General features: G+C 36.4%; 16 protein-coding genes. 8 read left to right on the top strand and 8 right to left on the bottom strand.

All coding sequences use genetic code 11. The features are described from left to right. Window positions 1–58: 58 nt before the first annotated feature. Entirely contained in the window at window positions 59–1,090 is a 1,032-nt protein-coding gene (locus tag LPC09_RS24975) for a hypothetical protein (RefSeq protein ID WP_231308686.1), read from the bottom strand. A gap of 337 nt (window positions 1,091–1,427) precedes the next feature. Between LPC09_RS24975 and LPC09_RS24980 the strand changes: the two genes are divergently transcribed. Both LPC09_RS24980 and pepT read left to right on the top strand, forming a co-directional pair. Further along, entirely contained in the window at window positions 1,428–2,693 is a 1,266-nt protein-coding gene (locus tag LPC09_RS24980) for a DUF5068 domain-containing protein (RefSeq protein WP_231308687.1), read from the top strand. A 163-nt stretch (window positions 2,694–2,856) separates the two neighbouring features. Further along, window positions 2,857–4,089 carry a peptidase T gene (pepT, locus tag LPC09_RS24985; RefSeq protein ID WP_231309811.1) on the top strand — a complete coding sequence of 411 codons (1,233 nt, stop codon included), beginning with the start codon at window positions 2,857–2,859 and terminating at the stop codon, window positions 4,087–4,089. 44 nt (window positions 4,090–4,133) lie between these two features. Here the strand turns inward: pepT and LPC09_RS24990 are convergent, their stop codons facing one another. Next, window positions 4,134–6,146 (bottom strand): sigma-54 interaction domain-containing protein, encoded by a 2,013-nt coding sequence (locus tag LPC09_RS24990; protein ID WP_231308688.1) that lies wholly within the window; start codon window positions 6,144–6,146, stop codon window positions 4,134–4,136. A 178-nt stretch (window positions 6,147–6,324) separates the two neighbouring features. Between LPC09_RS24990 and yfcC the strand changes: the two genes are divergently transcribed. From yfcC to LPC09_RS25015, 5 genes are all read left to right on the top strand, one after another. Then, window positions 6,325–7,827: a putative basic amino acid antiporter YfcC gene (yfcC, locus tag LPC09_RS24995; protein ID WP_098795209.1), complete on the top strand. Its 1,503-nt coding sequence runs from the start codon at window positions 6,325–6,327 to the stop codon at window positions 7,825–7,827. Window positions 7,828–7,854: 27 nt separating this feature from the next. Further along, the gene (gene iadA / locus LPC09_RS25000) at window positions 7,855–9,024 is read left to right on the top strand and encodes a beta-aspartyl-peptidase (RefSeq protein ID WP_098795210.1); all 1,170 of its coding nucleotides are present in this window, start codon (window positions 7,855–7,857) and stop codon (window positions 9,022–9,024) included. Between the two features lie 105 nt (window positions 9,025–9,129). Further along, window positions 9,130–9,570, top strand: coding sequence for a GNAT family N-acetyltransferase (locus tag LPC09_RS25005; protein WP_231308689.1), 441 nt, complete (start codon window positions 9,130–9,132; stop codon window positions 9,568–9,570). 209 nt (window positions 9,571–9,779) lie between these two features. Then, window positions 9,780–11,030 (top strand): MFS transporter, encoded by a 1,251-nt coding sequence (locus tag LPC09_RS25010; protein WP_231309812.1) that lies wholly within the window; start codon window positions 9,780–9,782, stop codon window positions 11,028–11,030. Between the two features lie 103 nt (window positions 11,031–11,133). Next, entirely contained in the window at window positions 11,134–11,859 is a 726-nt protein-coding gene (locus tag LPC09_RS25015; protein ID WP_442920007.1) for a DUF421 domain-containing protein, read from the top strand. A 224-nt stretch (window positions 11,860–12,083) separates the two neighbouring features. Here LPC09_RS25015 and LPC09_RS25025 read toward each other — a convergent pair whose 3' ends face one another. The 6 genes from LPC09_RS25025 to LPC09_RS25050 all read right to left on the bottom strand — a co-directional run bounded on the left by LPC09_RS25025 (window position 12,084) and on the right by LPC09_RS25050 (window position 20,706). After that, complete coding sequence (locus LPC09_RS25025; RefSeq protein WP_231308692.1) at window positions 12,084–14,114, bottom strand: ABC transporter ATP-binding protein; 2,031 nt, start codon at window positions 14,112–14,114, stop codon at window positions 12,084–12,086. After that, window positions 14,115–15,857, bottom strand: coding sequence for an ABC transporter ATP-binding protein (locus LPC09_RS25030; protein WP_231308693.1), 1,743 nt, complete (start codon window positions 15,855–15,857; stop codon window positions 14,115–14,117). 574 nt (window positions 15,858–16,431) lie between these two features. After that, window positions 16,432–17,046 (bottom strand): hypothetical protein, encoded by a 615-nt coding sequence (locus tag LPC09_RS25035; protein WP_098795215.1) that lies wholly within the window; start codon window positions 17,044–17,046, stop codon window positions 16,432–16,434. Window positions 17,047–17,064: 18 nt separating this feature from the next. After that, a complete protein-coding gene (locus LPC09_RS25040) occupies window positions 17,065–18,237 on the bottom strand; it encodes a ParM/StbA family protein (RefSeq protein WP_098795216.1) in 1,173 nt (390 codons plus the stop codon). A 451-nt stretch (window positions 18,238–18,688) separates the two neighbouring features. Continuing rightward, window positions 18,689–19,528 carry an oxidoreductase gene (locus LPC09_RS25045; RefSeq protein ID WP_098795217.1) on the bottom strand — a complete coding sequence of 280 codons (840 nt, stop codon included), beginning with the start codon at window positions 19,526–19,528 and terminating at the stop codon, window positions 18,689–18,691. Window positions 19,529–19,656: 128 nt separating this feature from the next. Next, on the bottom strand, window positions 19,657–20,706 hold the full coding sequence (locus LPC09_RS25050) for an NAD(P)/FAD-dependent oxidoreductase (RefSeq protein ID WP_098795218.1): 1,050 nt from the start codon (window positions 20,704–20,706) through the stop codon (window positions 19,657–19,659). A gap of 185 nt (window positions 20,707–20,891) precedes the next feature. Between LPC09_RS25050 and LPC09_RS25055 the strand changes: the two genes are divergently transcribed. Beyond that, complete coding sequence (locus LPC09_RS25055; protein WP_098795219.1) at window positions 20,892–21,713, top strand: ABC transporter ATP-binding protein; 822 nt, start codon at window positions 20,892–20,894, stop codon at window positions 21,711–21,713. The last annotated feature ends 9 nt before the right edge of the window (window positions 21,714–21,722 follow it).

Below are 21,722 nucleotides of genomic sequence, written 5' to 3' on the forward strand. Positions count from 1 at the left end.
ATGCCGTAAAGGGAGCTACAATATAAGGGATCGGTGCTATTCCGATCCCTTTTTCCGCTTACCTTCCCTCAATCGCACTTTTCCATTCCTCAAGCCGAGGATGCTGAATTCCTATAATTTTAAAATAACTATACGCAAGCTGATCCTCATCGATCAGTATTGTTGTACCTGCTTTGCTAACATATTCTTCAATTTCACCTTGCGCTTTAACTGAAAGCTGATGAACAAGTGCCTCGAAGATCACTCCCTGTACATCATTTCCTTCTAATTGATGATAAACATCACGTAATGCTTCTACTGCAGCATCTGTTTTTATGTTTTCAATAACAGATGCTGCAAAAATCAGGGAATCTTCATGTAATAAATAAGGCTTTGTGGCTTCTACAACCTTATCTGTTTGAAACGAGATAAGCGCTTCTGCTGTTTCCTCTATTAATATATCGTCGTCTCTGGTTAATAGAGATGCAAGAAGATCGGCATGCTGATCCATTTTCATTAATCCCATTAAATAAACAGCTATATAGCCATTATAGTCAAACCAATCCTCCTGAAGATTTTGGGCGAAAACACTTAAAACCTGTTCTTCTGTTATGTATTTCTTTTCAAAAAGGGAATAAGCAATTTTCTTTAATCTTTGATACAAGAAATAATTCAAGTCTTGTTCAGCATTCAATGTAGTTAGAGCGTTAAAATATTCCTCCCATACTTTCTCTTCTGTTCCATTCTCCAGCACTTCATAAACGCGCCAATCTTCTTTTTGAAAGAGATCTGTTAATTTTTCTCGATGCTTTAAGACTATACGAGGATGAAACTCTGTTAATAATCGTTCATAGGTATAACGAATTTTATCAGTAGTATCATTTCTTGCCTCAATTAAAAGATTTACCAGGTCTTCATCATTAGGATCGACCTTAAGAAACGATAAGATAGACATTGCCTTTATGGGCTTATTTATAGCTTCAAGAAGTAATCTCTTTGTCCATTTACGGGATTTGTTTGTAGGATAATCATGAAGAGTATGAGCAACAAAATCCTGAAGAATAAGGTCATCTGTTGTAATAAATGGTTCAATTGTTTGTTCAAAATTCATATAAAGTTGTCCTTCCTTCAATTTATCTTATTTATGTTGTACCATGTGGAATGAAAAAAACCAATGCGCACTTGTTATTGTATTATAGACAGCTAGAAATAAATAAACACATTTCGAAAATCCATAACAAAAGAACCAGGAACAAGTGATCACATTTTCACAAAGATAGTTGAAAGGGCATACATCACCTATTAAACATGACTTTATCTCTATAGATAATTCCCTCATCAGACCTTAATTACCATTTTTTAATAAATTATGTAAATAAAAGGGTTTTTCACAAGAATTCTATTATAATAGATAACTGTGGGAAAAAATTGATAAAGGTTGTGAAAATGTGAAAAAATCCAAATTTTTATTTTCTACATTGTTTTTTAGCACACTTCTTCTAACTGCATGTGGAAATGACGAAGAAGCTTCTGGAACAAAGCAAGAAGAAGCTCCTGCTCAAGCTGAGGAAACACAAACAGCTAATGAAGAAGTAACAACTGAAACTGAAGAAAAAGATGCCGAAGAACAACCACAAGGTGATAACGAAACATTAAATCCATTTATTGCTGAAGATTCTGAAGGGAATGTGGAAATTCTCTATACAAATAAAGATCCTCAATATACTCATGATATGGAAGGCTTTAAAGTTTCTGTTGATGAATATCAACTTGTAAAAGTTACTGACGTCAATGAATATTCAACCATCTATTTTGATGATCAAGTTGATGGATATGTTGTGACAGCTAAAGTGACTATAGAAAATGGAACAGATAAACCTATGTATTATAACAATTCTCATCGAATTCAGTTAAGCAATGATTTAGATTACATACCTTCTGACTGGAAAGCATTTGTACCAGAAGATCAACAGATTTTTAAGATTAAAAAGAACCAAGATGACATCTCCTTATTCGAAGCAGGAGAAAAAGTAACAGGTCTATTAACTTTTAAAATGACTAATGAAGATTTTGAAAAGTTAAAATCAGTTAAGCCTAAATACGTAATAGAAGGCGGAGTAGCAGAGAACTCTGATTTTAGCGGAAGCATTTCAGGAAATTCACCGTCATATGATTTCATCTACAATGATGAACAAGCAGAGACAACAGCTTCTCAACCACAGTTCTATCAAGATCGTTTAACATCAGATAACTGGGCTGATAAGAAAATGATTTTTGAAAAATTGAATATAAATGATACCAAAAAAATCGGTGATGTGAATGTTACGGTTGAAGGGGTACAGTACACAGAAGTTATTCCAACCGAAGCAAATAAAGAAATGTTTAGTGATTTTGGAGACAGTGGTGTTGCTGCCCTAACTGTTAAAGTGAAAATTGATAACGGATCAACCACACCAGTTAGTATCAACAATTTAGGGACTATTTTAAATGTTGACGATAACCGAGTTAGAGTCCTTAGTCAGGGAATGGCTGAACCACGTGACCCAGCCACAATTGCTGCTGGTGAAACTGGGGAAAAACTCCATGTTTTCTTATTTAGAAAAGATGAATTTGGTTTATATAAAAAGTTTGTTATGGAATTTGGTCCTTTTTATGCTGAAAACGGTGAAAAAGCATTTAAAGGCAGAACAGCAGAATTTACGTTACCTAGGTAAATGTGCATAAGTATACTCAATAAAGAGGGTTTTGTGAAATGTGCCTTGTATTTAAAACAGAGGCATCTCTTTTACAAACCTCTTTTTTATATTCTCTAAATTTTCCTCATCATTCCTTAACATGATAAGATAAACCTATCTCATAGTAAGGAGAGTAATGATGATGAAAAATGAAATCATTGAAAGATTTACAAGCTATGTAAAAGTTGATACACAATCAAACGAAAACAATGATACATGTCCATCCACACCTGGTCAGCTTAAACTTGGCAAGCAGCTAGTAGAAGAACTGAAGGAAATTGGTATGCAGGATGTCACAATGGATGATAACGGCTATGTGATGGCAACGCTTCCTGCAAATACAGATAAGGAATTGCCTACAATTGGGTTTCTCGCACATATCGATACAGCAACAGATTTCACTGGTAAAAATGTAAATCCTCAGCTCATCTCAAGTTACGATGGAAAAGATATTGTTCTTAATGAAGAGCTAAATGTGGTTTTATCTGCATCACAATTTCCGAACCTTAAAAATTACGAAGGTCATACACTTATCACAACTGATGGAACAACTTTATTAGGTGCAGATAACAAAGCAGGTATTGCAGAAATTATGACGAGTATGGCCTATCTGATTAACCATCCTGAAATCAAGCATGGCAAAATACGCGTAGCCTTTACACCTGATGAAGAAATCGGGAGGGGACCTCATAAATTTGATGTTGAGGCCTTTCATGCTGACTTTGCCTACACAATCGATGGCGGTCCATTAGGTGAGCTTCAGTACGAAAGCTTTAATGCAGCAGCAGCAAAAATTACATTTAAAGGGAACAATGTTCACCCTGGAACGGCAAAGGGTAAAATGGTGAACTCTGCAAAAATAGCAATGGCTTTTCAAAGCAAGCTCCCTGCAATGGAAGCTCCTGAGTTTACAGAAGGATATGAAGGATTTTATCATCTTATTGGCTTACAAGGTGATGTTGAGAATACATATGTTCATTACATTATCCGTGATCATGATAAACAGAAGTTTGAAGAAAGAAAGCAAACAATTACTAAGCTTGTAGAGGAATTTCAATCTGTATATGGGCAGGATGCCATTGTTTTAGAGCTTAATGATCAATATTATAATATGAAAGATAAAATTGAGCCTGTGAAGTATATTGTTGATGTGGCCCATGAGGCAATGGAGAACCTTGGTATCACACCTATCGTTGAACCGATCCGTGGCGGAACTGACGGATCACAGCTATCCTATATGGGATTACCAACCCCGAATGTGTTCACTGGCGGTGAAAATTTCCACGGGAAGTTTGAATTTATTTCGGTTGATAATATGGTGAAAGCAACTGAAACCATAATTGAAATATGTAAGCTATTTGAGAAAAGAGGGTAACTGTTAAAGGGGCAATTTCCTTCACTTAGGAATGCCCCTTTTTATCATTGATTTCTAAAGTAGGATACGGTTTTTTGTGTAATATCTGTTCCTGCACGTCCACGCCCTATGCTAATAAATCCAAGTTCAGCAAGCTTACTCATTTTTGTTCGTAGTTGTTGTTCCGTTAAAGGATGGGAATGAAGCCTGGACCACTCGACTAATTTCAACCTACTTATCCCACTGTTATTTTGATAAAGCTCATATATTCCTTTAAGAACAAATTCTAGCTCAGGATTAAGAATTCTTACTTCATCTTTCTCTTTTTCCTCAATGGAGAAGTCTGTCGGCAAATGCTCCTCTCTCAAAGGTTCACCATTTGCAACAGCCACCATATATTGCAAAACATTCTTTAGCTCTCTTACATTTCCTTTCCAGGGTTGCTTTTTAAAAAAATACAACAAATGTTCATCCAATATTCTCTGTTGATCGTTCACACTAAACTGCTCTAAAAATGCTTGAATGAAAAAGGGAATATCATCAATGCGATCTCTAAGTGGAGGAATCTTCAAATATAATACTTTAAGACGATGATAAAGATCTTCCCTGAATTGTCCGTTCTCTATCATGTCTGGTAAGTTTTTATTCGTAGCCGCAATGACACGCACATTGATTGGTATGTTTTTTTCTCCTCCAATTTTCCTCACTTCCATCTCTTGTAAAACTCGAAGTAATCTTGCTTGAAGCTTCACGCTGATATCACCAATTTCATCTAGAAAGATTGTGCCACCATCCGCTTGTTCAAATAATCCTTTCTTCCCTCCCTTTTTTGCACCAGTAAAGGCGCCATCTTCGTATCCAAACAGCTCACTTTCTAACAAATCCTCTGGAAGGGCACTGAAATTGATTGCAACGAATGGATTGTTAACTCTTGATGAGGCTTGATGAATGGCATGTGCAAACAGTTCCTTGCCTGTCCCATTTTCCCCAACTATTAAAATGGGTGCCTCTGTTTTAGCTAATCGAAAGGCAATTTCCTTTGTTTCCTCTATTAATCTGCTTTTTCCTAAAATAGAAGCAAATGTGTATTTCGAAACGTATCCTTTCTTTTGCAAAGCAACACGTCTAGCTTTTTCCATATCAATCGTTTCATCAACATTTTTAAAGGTAGCAACAATCGTGTTTTCAGCTTTCATAAAAAAGCGATGGACCATATACGGTGTTTGCTTTATAGTAAAATACTCGTTTGATTCCTCATCTTTTCGTGACAAAAAGCGCATTAAGGCAAGATCATTTAACACTCTATTTAACGGCTTCCCAATCGCAAATCTTGATGAAATGCCTAAAAGTCTTTCTAGTTCTTCATTAAAAACGGTAATTTTCCCATCTTTCCCAAAAGCCAGGATCCCATCATTTACCCCGTCAACAACACGCTTCAAATAACGATTTAAGGTAGAAGCTTTTTGACTTTCATTTGATAGCTTTTTGGTTAAATCAATAATTTTCTTTGTGTATCGATCTGCAAACTCCATACTAATAGAGTTTGGGAGTTGAAAATGCTCTACAATTTTAAAAATCGTATAAATATCAATCAATCTCACACCTATATTAATCTTTCTATGTATATGTGTAGGGATTAACTCCATCTCGCCTGGTGTGATGGCTGCATAAATGTTTGATGGGACATGCCCATTTTCTGGATGATAAGGAAAATAGTTCACATGATTCATTCCTAATGCCTTTAATGTCCGAATTGAGTCTTGTGCGGTTTCAAGAAAATCATTAACATAAAGCACATTTGCACCTTCAGGTATTGATAATAATTGATCAATATATTCATAATTTATTGTTCGATTTGCCACAATAACTTTACAGTTTGTTCTAACAATCTCTTTCACTTCCTCCTCAATTAGGTAAGAGGAATAAACAATTAGTTGATCAGTTAACGTTTTCGGTAAATGCTCCTCAACTGCATAGCTGTGAATGGTAACAACATCACCAAAAATAGATTTCAACTGACTTCTTAGTGTTTTCTTTGTTTCAGTTGTTCCTGCTAACAATACAAGCTCTTTCCTCATCTACATCATCCTTCTTTCTTTGGGTTGAAATAGGTTGATAATCTATTTAATTAGGTGTTATTTAATAAACCTATTATAGCAAAATATGTTGAATTGCCCTCTATTCAGCGAAAAATATTCTTGGCACGGAATTTGCAAATAAATGAATGAACAAACTAAAAAGTGAGTGGGGGATATTATGAAAAAAGAGAACAAAGTTTGGAAAATGCCACATACTTTTATCATCGTTTTCTTTGTTGTTATTTTAGCAGCTGTTACAACATTTCTTGTGCCAATTGGACAATTTCAAACTGAAGAAATTACGTACACTTCCGATGGTCAAGAGAATACAAAAACTGTCCTTATATCTGATAGCTTTGAGTACGTAAAAGATGAGGAAGGAAATTTAGTCCGTCCTGGTACGAGTTTGTTTGAACCCTATGGTGAAGCAGGCTTTTTAAACTATGTGTTTGAAGGTTTAGTTTCCGGTGATAAATGGGGATCAGCAGTAGGTGTTATTGCTTTTATTCTTATCATTGGTGGGGCATTTGGTATTATCATGCGCACGAAAGCAATTGATGAGGGGCTTCTGAAAGTGATTGACCGTACAAAAGGTCGAGAAGCTTTGATCATTCCAATTATGTTCGTTCTCTTCTCCTTGGGAGGAGCAGTGTTTGGAATGGGAGAAGAAGCAATTGCTTTTGCCATGATTCTAGTACCTCTTATGGTTGTTCTCGGCTATGATGCCATCACTGCTGTCATGATTACTTATGTTGCCACGCAAATCGGGTTTGCCACTTCATGGATGAATCCATTCGGCGTTGCCATTGCCCAGGGAATATCAGGGGTACCTGTTTTATCAGGAACACCTTTCCGAATGATTATGTGGGCTGTTTTCACAACGGTTGGGATCATTTATACATGGAGATATGCATCATCCATTAGAAAAGAGCCAACTCGCTCTGCTTCCTATGATACGGACGATTATTTTCGAAAAGAAGCTCAAAAGCAAAACATTTCTTCAAATTTCACGTTAGGTCATGGGCTTGTTATCTTAACCATTGTGGCTGGAATCTCTTGGATTATATGGGGCGTTGTTAAGCATGCTTACTATATTCCTGAAATTGCCTCACAGTTTTTCACAATCGGTTTGGTAGCTGGGATCATCGGAGTTATCTTTAAACTAAATGGTATGACTTTAAACGATATTGCAGAGGGCTTTACTAACGGGGCCAAAGATTTACTTCCTGCAGCCTTAGTTGTTGGAATGGCAAAAGGAATCGTGATTATCCTCGGTGGTGATAGTCCTGATTCACCATCTGTCTTAAACACGATGTTATATGGAGCTGGGCAAGTTATTGGAGATTTTCCAGAAGCATTATCTGCTTGGTTTATGTATGTTTTCCAGTCTATTTTTAATTTCTTCGTTGTGTCTGGATCAGGTCAGGCAGCTTTAACAATGCCGCTAATGGCACCTTTAGCAGACACTGCTGGTGTAACGCGACAAGTCGCTGTTTTAGCCTTTCAGCTAGGTGATGGATTAACCAATATTATTGTTCCAACATCTGCTGCTTTAATGGGTGCTCTTGGTGCAGCTAGAATTGACTGGGGCACATGGGCAAAATTCATCATTAAATTTATGTTATTATTGTTTGTACTATCTAGTATTTTCATCTTTATAGCTGTATTTATCGGCTATTAATTTAGAGCTAAGAAAGGAGCATGTCAGGTGTTAACGCTTATAAGGAACGGAGAGGTATATGCTCCTGATTATTTAGGTAAAAAAGACATTCTTCTCGTTCATGATAAAATTGGATTTATCGAAGACCATATTCCTGTTCCAGCAAATTTTGTAGATATAACAGTAATCGATGCTACAGGAATGAAAGTTGTACCCGGATTTATTGATTCACATGTTCACATTACCGGCGGTGGTGGCGAAGGAAGTTATAAAACCCGCACTCCTGAACTGCAATTAACAGATGCTACTTTTTCAGGCATTACCACCATTATTGGTGTGATTGGCACCGATGGCACAACAAGAACAATGCCCAATTTAATTGCAAAGGCACGTGCTCTTGAGGAAGAAGGTATTACCTGTTATGTGCATACTGGATCCTATCAGGTTCCTGTTAAAACGCTAACCGGGAAAATTGAAGATGATCTTATCTTAATTGATAAAATCATCGGTGTCGGGGAAATTGCGATTAGTGATCACAGATCTTCACAGCCGACTGTAGAAGAAATGGCGAAGCTCGCATCTGCGGCCCGAATTGGTGGGATGCTTTCTGGAAAAGCAGGAATTGTTAATATTCATGTTGGTGACAGTAAAGATCACCTGGATCTTATTCTAAAGGTCCTTGAAACAACAGACCTTCCAATTCGTCAATTTTATCCAACCCATATCAACCGAAATCCGCATCTTTTTGAAGCAGGCATTTCTTATGCGAAAAGAGGTGGCTGGGTTGATTTTACAACAAGTACCATTCCTAAGTTTCTTGCTGAAGGGGAGGTCTCCTGCAGTCAGGGCTTAAAAAGAATGTTAGATGAGGATGTACCGATTGAACAAATTACCTTCACCTCAGACGGGCAGGCGAGCCTTCCTGATTTTAATGAAGACGGTGAGATGGTCGGTTTAAAAATTGGCAAGGTAAATACACTTTTTCAAGCTGTAAAAGATGCTGTTCAAATAGAACATATTCCGTTAGAAACCGCCTTAAAAGTCATTACCAGTAATCCTGCTACTATCTTAAAACTGAAGCAAAAAGGCGAACTAAAGACTGGTAGTGATGCTGATATTGTGCTTTTAGATCAGGATCTTTCCATTCAATCTGTCTGGGCTAAAGGGCAACATATGGTATCGGAAGGAAAAGCACTTGTGAAGGGTACCTTCCAATAGTGATTATAGTTAAAGCCTCGATTTTAGAGGCTTTTTATTTTTCTTCTCACAACATCCGTAAATCCCTCATATACTGTTGCAGACTATAACCTATGAGGTGTTTTTATGAAGATTAGAAAAGCCACACAAAATGAAACAAATTCCCTTCTTCATATGACAATTAATACAATGAATGAAAGCTCAATGGGGACTGTTAAAAATGATTTTCATACGGGAATGAATATGTTCGTGCCTTTATTAAATAGTGGTGCTTATTATCTTATTGCACTTGATAAACAGGTGATAGCAGGCTGGGTTCTACTAGGTCCTGATTTTAATCCAATGAATACTCGAAAAACAGGCAGCATTATTGCTCTTTATGTATTTCCACAATATCGAAAAGGCGGACTAGGGAAGCAGCTTATGAATAAAGCAATTAATGAGCTAAAGTCTGAAGGATATCACAAAGCTCAACTAAATGTTTTTACTGGTAATCCCGCAAAATCATTGTATAAAAAGCTAGGCTTCAAAGAGATTTCTTCCATTATGGAGATGGATATCAATTAAAAAGATTTTCCATCTTCATATGGTTTTTTATTTCTAGTATTCGCATACATATAATGTAAACGCTAACATTAACCTTCTTCTCCCTGCATCTGAATATCATGCATTGATATTGTTAATGCTTTATTAATTCAATGTAAAATTTTAGTAACAACCCTCCTTCTTTTTAAAATTCTTGTAGAATAGAAGGGAAAGTCTACTAGGGAGGCAAACTGATGAAGCGCATTACTAAAGAAGAAAATAGTTGGATTTTTTATGATTGGGCAAGCTCTGCTTATTCTATTATTATCTCTACAGCTGTTTTTCCAATCTATTATAAGGCGGCTGCAATGAACGCAGGAGTAAGTGCCGCAAACTCTACTGCTTATTTAGGTTATACAATCTCAATCGCAACCTTTATATTGGCTATGCTTGGACCTATATTAGGAACAATTGCTGACTATCAGGGCTACAAAAAGCGATTTTTTTCCTTCTTCTTTACATTAGGAATGGGATTTACCGCACTACTCGCCTTTATCCCCTCTGAGCAATGGCTTCTTTTGCTAGTTTGCTATACATTGGCTGCAATTGGCTTCTCTGGGTCAAACATTTTCTATGATGCCTTTTTGGTAGATGTCACAACAGAGGAACGAATGAATCGTATTTCTGCCCGTGGATTTGGACTTGGTTATATCGGAAGTACCATACCTTTTATTATCAGCATTGCCATTATTGTTTTAGCACAAAGTGAACTTATTCCACTTTCAACAACAGTTGCAAGTAAGATCGCATTTATCATAACCGCAGTTTGGTGGGGACTTTTTGCTATTCCACTAATTAAAAATGTTCACCAGCGTTATTATATTGAGCGTGAACCAAATCCGGTCTTTAATAGCTTTAAACGACTTGCTCAAACTCTAAAAGAAGTTCGAAAACATCGTGCTTTATTTCTATTTTTATTAGCCTATTTTTTCTATATTGATGGAGTTGGAACAATTATTACAATGTCAACTGCCTACGGAACTGACCTAGGTATTAGCTCTACAAGCCTGCTCATTATTCTCTTTGTAACACAAGTTGTGGCTGCTCCATTTGCTATTCTTTACGGCAAATTATCTGAACGCTTTACCGGTAAAAAAATGCTCTATGTCGGAATCATCATCTATATGGGCGTCTGTATTTATGCTTATTTTCTTGATTCAACAATGGATTTTTGGATTCTAGCTATGCTCGTTGCTACTTCTCAAGGTGGTATTCAAGCATTGAGTCGCTCTTATTACGCTAAGCTTATTCCGAAAGAGAAGGCAAATGAATTTTTTGGTTTTTATAACATCTTCGGAAAATTTGCTAGCATTATGGGACCTTTGCTTGTAGGGGTAACGGCTCAAGTAACAGGAAATTCAAGCAGTGGTGTATTTAGTTTAGTCATTCTGTTTATCATCGGTATTCTTATTTTAATAAAAGTGCCTGAACCAAAGGCATAAGTACTTCTTCGAGACGATTTCTTCGTCTCTTTTTCTTTTCAGCGTATTTTATCCAATGCTTTTGGCTACCCTTTGGCTATTAATATGAAAAGGGGTGAAAAGGTTGGAGGACTTAATGAAGGACTTACTTATTGTCCTTGGACGTATTGTCACGATTCTACCTTTATTGCTTTTTGTCACCATTTTCATGGGTAAGCGTGCTATTGGGGAACTCCCAATTTTCGATTTTCTCATCATCCTCACTTTAGGTGCTGTTGTTGGTGCAGATATTGCAGATCCTAACATCAAACACATTCCTACTGCTTTTACAATTGTTGTCATTGGACTATTTCAGAGGCTTGTTGCTAGGTGGAAGATTAAAAATCGAAAGTTTGGAAAGCTCATTACCTTTGAACCTACACTCGTTGTTCAAAATGGGAAATTACTAAGAGAAAATATTAGCCGAATTCATTACTCAATAGATAATGTGCTTCAAATGTTAAGAGAAAAAAATACTTTTGACCTAAATGAGGTAGAATTAGCAATTATTGAAGCAAATGGAGCACTAAGTGTTTTAAAAAAAGCTGAAAAACAAACTGTAACAAAAGAAGATATGAAGCTTACTAGCTCTAGCCCCTCCATTTCCTTTCCAGTTATGATGGAGGGGAAAATTTATGAGAACACACTGCGTTATTTTCAAGTAGACGAAACGTGGTTAAAACAGCAATTAGCACACAAGGGTATTATTAATTACGAGAATATCTTTTATGTTTCGCTTAACCGAAACCTTGATTTATCTATTTCATTCAATAATGAGAAAAGTGAAAAGCTTCCTCCCCTATATCATTAGATAAGAAAAAAAGATGAAAGGGTGGATATTTAATCCAACCCTTCATCTTTTTCTTTTTACACTCTGTTAGTTTTTCTGTTACGAACGATTTTCTTTACAATTGGATAGATGATAGGAGCCCACTTTACTAGATTCTTTACGAATTTTTTCATTGTTAACCTCCTATTACTTACTATATTCCCCTGAAAAATAGAAGGTTAAACACGCTTCCCACTCTCTCTTTATCATACGTTTGATACTTCTTTTCCTAGCTGTAATTGATGCATTTTATAATACTTTCCTTTTTGCTCTAGGAGTTCTTCATGACTTCCTCTTTCGACAATCTCTCCATGATCTAACACTAAAATTTGATCTGCATTTCGAATCGTTGATAAGCGGTGCGCAATAATAAATGTTGTTCGTCCTTCCTTTACCACATTTAATGCTTGTTGAATCATTGCTTCAGTTTCTGTATCAATATTAGCTGTTGCTTCATCTAGTATTAAAATTGCCGGGTCATATGCTAATGCTCGGGCAAACGAAATAAGCTGTCGTTCTCCCGCTGATAACGTGCTACCCTTTTCTAAAACTGGCTCTTCAAATTGATTAGGTAGCTGTTTAATAAATCTCTCTGCACCTACATCTCTCAAAGCTTTTCTTACCCGATCTATAGGAATTTCATCATTTCCGAGGCTAACATTTGATTCAATTGTACCCGTAAATAGAAACGGATCCTGTAACACAATGCCCATGTGCTTCCGCAGCTGTTGACGTGGAATTTGGCTTGTATCCATAGAATCTATCGTTATTTTTCCGCGGTTGATATCGTAATATCGAAACAACAGGTTGATAATGGAACTTTTCCCAGATCCTGTGTGACCAACTAACGCAACTGTCTCTCCTTTTCTTGCTTCAAAGGAGATATTTTTTAACACATCATTTTCACCATCATACGAGAATGATACATTTTCAAATGCAACGTTTCCTTGAAATCTAGGAAGGATCTCTGTGTCCACTACTTCCCCTTTTTCATCGAGTAGTTCAAATACACGCTCTGATGCAACACGTGCCTGTTCCAACTGTGCAAGCTGATTTACAATATCCGTAACAGGCTGGAACAATCGATTTAAATAATCTACAAATGCATACAAAACACCAATTGAGATAATACCTGTTGCTGTTAGTGATTGTCCTCCGAAATACCAGATTAACGCTACAAAGGTGGCATTTCTTAGCACATTCACTAAGTTATGGGACGTTAAAGCATTTAAACTTAGTAATTTATTTTGATACGTGAAGTGCTCCTTATTCAGCACCTCAAATTCATCAATTGTTTGCTTTTTTCGACGAAATGCCCGAATAATCGTCATACCTTGTATCGACTCATTTACCACTCCATTTATATCACTAACACGAGTACGGATTAAATGATTATAGTTAGAAGCTACTTTACGGTAAAGCACCGTCCAGATAAACAAAATCGGTACAACAAGCAATGTAATCAGTGCCAGCTTGACGTCTAAGAAAAACAAAGCAATTAAAATTCCTGTCATATAAATACCACTTGTGAAAAAGCTCGCTAACACTTTCACATATAATTCCCTTATCGCCTCTGTGTCGTTTGTTACACGTGAAACAATTTTCCCGGCGGGACGATTGTCGAAATATGAAAGTGGCACTCTTTGAATATGCTCAAATACATCTGTTCTCATTTTCTGGATAATACGGTTGGCTGCCTTTTGTAACAGCAAGGACTTTCCATATTGAAAGAAAGCTGCAATCAAGAGCAATCCTACATAAATGCTTAGAAGGAAAATAATCGGTTTAATTTCAGGCTGATAAAATGCTAACAGTTCTTCTCTCGTTAATTTATTTACAGGATAGTTAGCAGTTTCATTCCCATTACCAATTGTTAATATTTGGTTATCAACAGACCTCTTACCATCAAATGTTACATGCTCATCTGTTACATAGAAGGAGCGCCCCACTTGCACAACCTGTATTTGATCTTCACCAAGTGACTGATCTGAAGTTATATCTGTACTCTTTTTATAATACTTACCTTTATAGGTGACGGATTGTTCATCTTCCTCTAAAACCTCTACCCACGGCTTTTCAACCCCCATCATATGGTGATCGATCATTCTTTTTGCTATAAACGGACCAGTTAACTCTGCTGCTACAGCAAAGGTTAGCATAGCAAGCGCAATAAAGATTGTTCGTTTATAGTGAAGTGCATATTGAACTAGGCGTCTTCCTGTTGAGGGATTCTTCATTTAGCTCACCTCCCCATATGAATCTGCTTGTTGACGATCAAATTGTTCTTTGTACCATTTTCCAAGCTTAATAAGCTGTTCATGTGTTCCTTGTTCAATTATTTTTCCTTCATCCATCACGATAATCCAATCTGCATGCTGGACGGCCGATAAACGATGTGCAGTAATGAATGTGGTTTTTCCAGCTCGTTCATGACGAATGTTTTCAATAATCTTTGCTTCTGTTTTTCCATCAACCGCCGACATGGAATCATCTAATAAAAGAATTTCAGGATCCTTAATTAATGCCCGTGCAATTGAGATGCGCTGTTTTTGCCCACCTGAAAGGGCTACACCTTTCTCTCCTACTAGAGTGTCTAGGCCTTTCGGAAGAATAGACAAGTCAAAGGCTGCTGAATTCAATGACGACTTAATTTCATCTTCATTAACATTTTCTTTTCCAAACTTAAGATTTTCTCGAATTGTTCTAGAAAATAAAATTTGTTCCTGTGGCACATAGCCAACCCATGAGTGAATGTCATCAATTAGAATCTCTTCAATTGGTTGACCTGAAACGAGAAGTTTCCCTTCACATAATGGATACTCTCTTAGCAGCTGCCTGAGTAATGTTGTTTTGCCAGAACCCGTTTTTCCAACAACACCGATTGTCGCTCCTCTTTTCACCTGCAAAGAGATGTTTTTTAAATTATCTGTTGTTGAGGTTGGATAACGGAAAGTTACATTAGAAAACTCAATATTTTCTGGTATGCTAATGTGTTTAGGATTTTTCACATCCTTAACGTCTTCTTCATAGGCTAGAGTCTCATTTACCCGGTCTAATGAAGCGTTTCCGCGTTGGAGAATATTGATTAGTTCTCCAACAGCAAACATCGGCCAAATTAACATTCCAAGGTAAATGTTAAAGCTAACTAATTCTCCTAGAGTAATCAACTGGTTGAACACAAGATATGCACCATAGCCCAAGCCAATCACATAGCTTAAGCCAACTAGGATTTTAATGGTTGGTTCAAACAGTGCATCGACCTTGGCGACAGCGATATTTTTCTCATAAACATCTTCTGTCATTTCTTTGAACCGCTCTTCATCCGCTTTTTCTTGTACATATGCGCGAATAACCCGCACTCCTGCTATTGATTCAAGTACATTGTCATTCAAGTTCCCAAAAGCATCCTGGGCAACAGTAAAACGTTCGTGAATGAGCTTCCCAAAGTAGTTAATAGCAATAGCCATTAACGGAAGTGGGATCAGTGCAGCTAGAGTAAGCTTCCAGCTAATTGTGAATCCCATGACAAAAACAATGATAATCATAAACACAGTTGAATCGACCAAGGTTAAAATACCAAACCCGGCAGTTAACGAAATAGCTTTTAAGTCATTTGTTGCTCGTGCCATTAAATCACCGGTACGGTTTTTTTCAAAAAATCTAGGTGTCATCGCAAGCAAGTGTTTCATAAAACGATATCTTAAAATCCGCTCAATTAAGTGCGCTCCTCCAAACAATTGATACATCCATACATAAGTTATCGCATAGCTGACAATGATGAGCGCAATAAAGAAAAACAGAAGCTCACGTAACCGTTCAGCAGTCATCTGACCAAACTGAATATCATCAATGGCTATTCCAATTATCTTTGGTGGAATAACATCTAAAATACTAACGAAGATCAGTAGTGAAATGGCTACTGTGTACCGTTTCCAATATTTATAAAAAAACCATCTTAATTTTCCTAGTACTGAGAACATTCATATCCCTCCTTTGATATCAAATAAAATGTCTTCAGTTAGCCACCTTCCATCCAATCTAAATAAATACGAACTACCTTTTGTTTTAACATGCTCAAAACTCCTTTCATTTGTAAAAAAGTATCTATATAAACGGGCAGATATGATACCCGGAATAAACAGAAAAAGGCATTATGCATGTGTAAAGTGCATAATGCCCGAAAAAAGACAATATAAAAACGCACGTCACAATAGTGATGACCTGCGCAGAAAAGTAAGTTAAGTGTTAGATCATTTTAAAGAAAGTTATGGCGGGTCACCTTACAATATGAAATTTTGCTATAAAATCGCACTCTTACAATTTCCATTTTGTAACCCTCCAATTTTTGTAAATTAATTCATTTTTATTGTATGTTTTTTCAAATCGTACTGTCAACGTTTTTCTGAAATTATTTTCCTGTTCAGTTATATGCTTCTTCATTATACAATTATGACTAATTTTTAACTTTAATCCATGAAAAGCACTGTGCGCACCTTGTAAGAAGGTTGCCCAGGGTTGGGCAACCTTAAAATAGACGCTATCAGAAAAGCTTGATTATTTATTCATACTAGCCAGAAAGTCACCTAAAAGATCACTTAAGTCATCTACTGGTTCATCTTCCTTCGCTTCACCCTCTATCGTAGCAGCAACTTCATTTTCTGTAGGGAAGATATCAAAATCAGCAATATCATCTTCAAGTGCATTTACTACTACACTCTCTTCTTCTTCATTATTCTCTACCTGATTAACAGGGAAACCTTCCACTTCTACATCCATCGGGACATTTTCAACTTCCTGTAAATACAGAGCTTCATCTATATCCAGAGAATTACTAGTTAATGAAGCTAATATCGATGTTGCTCTGACTGGATCAGATAATAGTTGATAAACAATACTTCCCATTAGTGCCTCTGAATGAGAATGTTTTAGCCAATTTCGTTGATCTTTTGATAGTTGTTTTGGCAAAGGAAGTGTAATCATTTCTTTCTCTTTTTTTAATGAGCTGCCCACTCCTTCTAATACAAAATCAGCGATTGTACTAGAAAAATTTCTTTTCTCTGTTTGTTTTAGTTTCTCCAGTTGTCTTACTAAATGATCAGGGGTATCAGAGGGAAGGCGAAAGGTAATAGCCTGTCCCCTTTTTATGGTTGGTGCGCCCTTTTTATTCATATAACCACCCAATTTTAATTAGACTGTTTGCTTCTCATTCTTTTTCGGAGGCTCGCTGGTTTTTCTGACAAAATCGGAAACTAGTTTATAATAAGCATTTGCCATCATCCAAATACTTTCGTTTTCATCTTCAAAAAACTCAATATTGTAGCCATCTAAACTATTATTTAACATCTTAATATAATCTTTTAGAACAATGGCTCCTCCACCAACAAAATAGCAGATTTCTGTTTGTGAATTTTTTTGCCATACGTTTCGCAAGTGACGGTATTGTTTTTTGGCCAGTTCAAGAAGAATTCGGTCAGTAATATCATGTACGTTTGTCCGACTACCTTTTACCATGATGTGGTGGCGATCATTCTTGCGTGTAATAATATCAACCACATCTCGACGGCTGTCGAGCTCTACACCATGTTTTTTACGAATTTCTTCTCTAATTGCTTCTAATGACTCTGACACACCAAGATTAAAGCCCTGTGCTTTGTCATCATCTACATTACGATTTTTAATCACAGCAATATCCGTCGATAAGCCGCCAATATCTTGAATTAAAATTTGCTTATCTATTAAATCACGATTGATAATTTTTAAATCTTTGTCCATAACAAGATTAATAAAAGCAGCAAATCCTTCTGGATAAACCTTTACTTCATCAAACTTAATATTAACTTTTAACCCTTGGTATTTAGGAGTTACTAAAAATTCAACTTGATGAACAGATCCAAGGAGTTGTGAGCGATAGCCAACATCTTTACCTTCCTTGACTTCACGAAGTGGCAAACCTGTTCCTAACGTATAATTTGCATCAATAACATTATTTGTTTTTTTGAAAATAGAAGAGTTTTCTTCTCGAACGGCATCTAGTGCCAGGGAAGTAAAAAGCATAACAAGTGTCTGATCTTCTTCTGATTTTGTGCTACCTGGATCCAATTCACTTGGGTTATCACTTTTTGTTGCGAGGTTACCAACTCGATAGATCGCATTGTTTTCCTTTAAGGCAGGGGAATGAACTCTTACATGAATCCCATCTAATGGATCTTTATCATTTAATTCTTCTATACCAATGACTGGTCGGTCCTCAGTGTCTCTTGCAATAACATTAGGGATATATAATTCGTAATCTACTTTTCCAAAAAGCGCCTTCACGCAATCATTTCCAACATCAACTGCTGTAATTCTAGTTTTACTCATCTAACCATCCCTCTCAATTTAATCGTGAGTTACTAAATCAGTGAATCTAGTAACTCAAGGGTAAAGGTAGGGGAGAGAAGCGTCAATATTACTTTCGTTGTGTTCAATTTGAATACATGTATACAATTTTGTCTACATTTGTAACAAAATTGTATACACCCTTATATGACGCGGTGTATACGCATTTGTATACAAGTACACATCATTGTAAACAATATGTACACAATATGTTTACATGTATACAGCGACGTATACAGTGGAATTTTGGTGTTTTTCGACAGTATCTTCTAACCCTTTTGACCTAGTTGAACTTTTGTTTCTACATCAGTTTTTATAGAAAAATGTAGGTTATTGGAGAAATATTTTTTCATTTTTAATAGAATTCTTCCTAATTTGATAGATTTAAGAGAAATAACTCAACAACAAATAAGATCAAGCTAATGCTTGATCCCTACCTTAACTTACTTAATACGATTTTTTCGAATATCGTCCACGGCACCAACATTTTAAAAAGGAGCGTCATCTTAACCCCTCTTCCGATTGCATAACGCATGGTAGGTTTATTCTTTAATGCAATGGCTGTGATTAGCCTTGCTACGTTCTTTGGATTTTCAAACTTACTTGATCCACTTTCTATATGATCTTCAAGCTTCCTCATCATTTCATAATAAGGTGACTCTTTTTTGAGAGAATTCTCAGTTACCTTCTTTCCCCTCGTCCATATATTTGTTTGAAATGAGCCTGGCTCTACTAATATTACGTCTATACCAAATGACTTTACTTCTAGTCGGAGTGACTCACTCCACCCTTCTAACGCATACTTTGAAGAAACGTACGGTGATAAGCCTGGAAAACCAACTCTACCACTAATGCTGCTAACATTAATTATTTTTCCTTTGGACTTCTTCCTCATTATTGGAAGTACAGCTTGTGTGACAGCTATTGCACCAAAAACATTTGTTTCAAACTGACTTCGATACTCATCAATTGGAATTTCCTCTACAAAGCCAGCTCCTGCAAATCCTGCGTTATTAACCAATACATCTACTTGCCCTACCCTTCCCACTAATTCCTTAAATAGACTAACTGATTCTGCTGATGTCACATCTAATTCATGAATTGTTATATTATCCGCTATTCCAGAGCTATTAGCCTCACTTAAAAGAGTTGTGTTCCTTTTTTGATCACGCATAGTTGCAATAACTTCGTATCCATTTTTCGCTAACTCTAATGCTGTTAACATTCCAAACCCGCTTGAAGCTCCTGTAACAACAGCTATTTTCTTTATCATACATACTCCCCTGCCTCTTTTATGTATCTTCTATTTCCATTATATCTATAATTATATTTCTTCATTATGCATAATAAGAAGAAGTCCTACGTAGGTTCGCAGGACTTCTTCCTAAAAAAGCAGCCTATTTAATTTATCATTCTTTTAACCAATTCACGATTACGATCTTTAAATACTTCATTATGAGAAGATACCATTCCTACTTTTGTAGCATCAGGCTGAATATATTGCTTTGCTTTGTTAACAGCATTTGCAGCATCCTGAAAGGCACCTGCAATTAAGTGAAGCTTTCCATCATGAGCCAAAATATCACCAGCCGCATAAATTCCTTCTATTGAAGATTCACTAGTTGCATTACCTGATATATAAAATTGATCTTTTAATGAAACTTGCACATCACTATTTTGAAGCAGTGATGAATCTCGTTCATATCCATGATTGATTACCACTTCGTCGATCGGGAGATATGTCACTTCTCCTGTTTGATGATTTGTTAGTTCAACGCTTTCAATTTCTTCATGATTAGCACCGGCAACTAATTTCGTTATCGAAGTGTGAAAATAGCATTCAGCTTTACTCTTCATTAGTTGACTAATCTGTGCTTCATGGCCGTTTAACTCCCCTTTTCGGTAAGTTACGATTACTTTTTCAGCTATCGGCTCTAATTCGTTTGCCCAGTCAATTGCTGAGTTACCTCCACCAGATATAATGACTGTTTTATTTTTAAAACGTTTTAAGGATTTTACTGTGTAATGTAAGTTAGATACCTCAAATTTTTCAGCACCTTCAATTTCAAGCTTTTGAGGATTTAGTATTCCACTGCCAACAGCAACAATCACTGTTTTGGAATAATGCTTTTCCCCTGAAGATGTATGTAAAATAAAGATTCCTTCTTCATTACGTGAGATGGACTCCACTTTTTCATTTAATACAACTGTTGGGTCAAAGGTTAGGCCTTGCTGGACAAGCTGTTGAATTAGCCTTTCTCCAAGAATTGGGGTCTGTCCCCCAACGTCCCAAATCATCTTTTCCGGATAAACATGAATTTTCCCGCCTAAATGTGGCTGAAATTCAATGATTTTTGTTTTCATTTCTCTTAATCCACTATAAAAGGCTGAGTAAAGTCCTGCTGGTCCTCCCCCAATAACAGTTACATCAAACAGTTCCTGTGAGTCCATTACATTTCACTCCTTAGCTTGAATTTCTATTAATGATTATCATTCTCATTTAACTATACTATGATTCGTTATTTTTTACAATATAGTTTAGAGTATTGACATTAGAACATAGGAATTATAGAATCTAACTAAATTGAGAATCATTTTCATTTATAAGTTGAAAATGAATAAATGGAGGGTTAATAATGGCTCGCCTATATACAAATAACTTAGAAATTGGTTATGGTGAACGACTGATTGTTAAAGACTTAAGTATAGAAATTCCAGATAAAAAGATAACAACAATTATTGGTTCAAACGGTTGCGGAAAATCCACTTTATTAAAAGCCATTACAAGAATCATTCCGCACCAATCTGGAACTGTCATATTAGATGGAGAAGATATTTCCAAGGGAAACACCAAGCTTCTTGCAAAGAAGATGGCAATTCTCCCCCAAACACCTGAAAGTGCGAGAGGTTTAACAGTTGGTGAACTTGTTTCTTATGGACGCTTTCCTTATCAAAAAGGCTTTGGTCGCTTAACAAAGAAAGATTATGAAGTCATTGATTGGGCACTTGATGTGACAGGAACAATTGACTTTAAGTTCCGACCAGTTGATGCGCTATCAGGTGGGCAACGTCAGCGTGTGTGGATTGCTATGGCCCTTGCTCAGGAAACAGACATCATCTTTTTAGATGAACCAACTACATATTTAGATATGGCTCACCAATTGGAAGTATTAGAGCTTCTTCAAAAGTTAAATAAAGAGCAAGAGCGCACAATTGTTATGGTTTTGCATGACTTAAACCAAGCTGCACGCTTTGCTGACTATATCATCGCATTAAAGGACGGTCAGGTCATTAAAGCGGGTGATTGTGAGGAAGTTATCACACATGATGTGTTAAGGGATGTTTTTAACATTGATGCTGAAATTGGCAAAGATCCACGTACAAATAAACCGATGTGTATAACTTATAATTTATTAAAAAAGAATTCTTCTGCTATTCACTCTACTGCTGTTATTTGATAATTGATA

This window comes from Metabacillus sp. B2-18, from assembly GCF_021117275.1.
GTDB lineage: Bacteria > Bacillota > Bacilli > Bacillales > Bacillaceae > Metabacillus.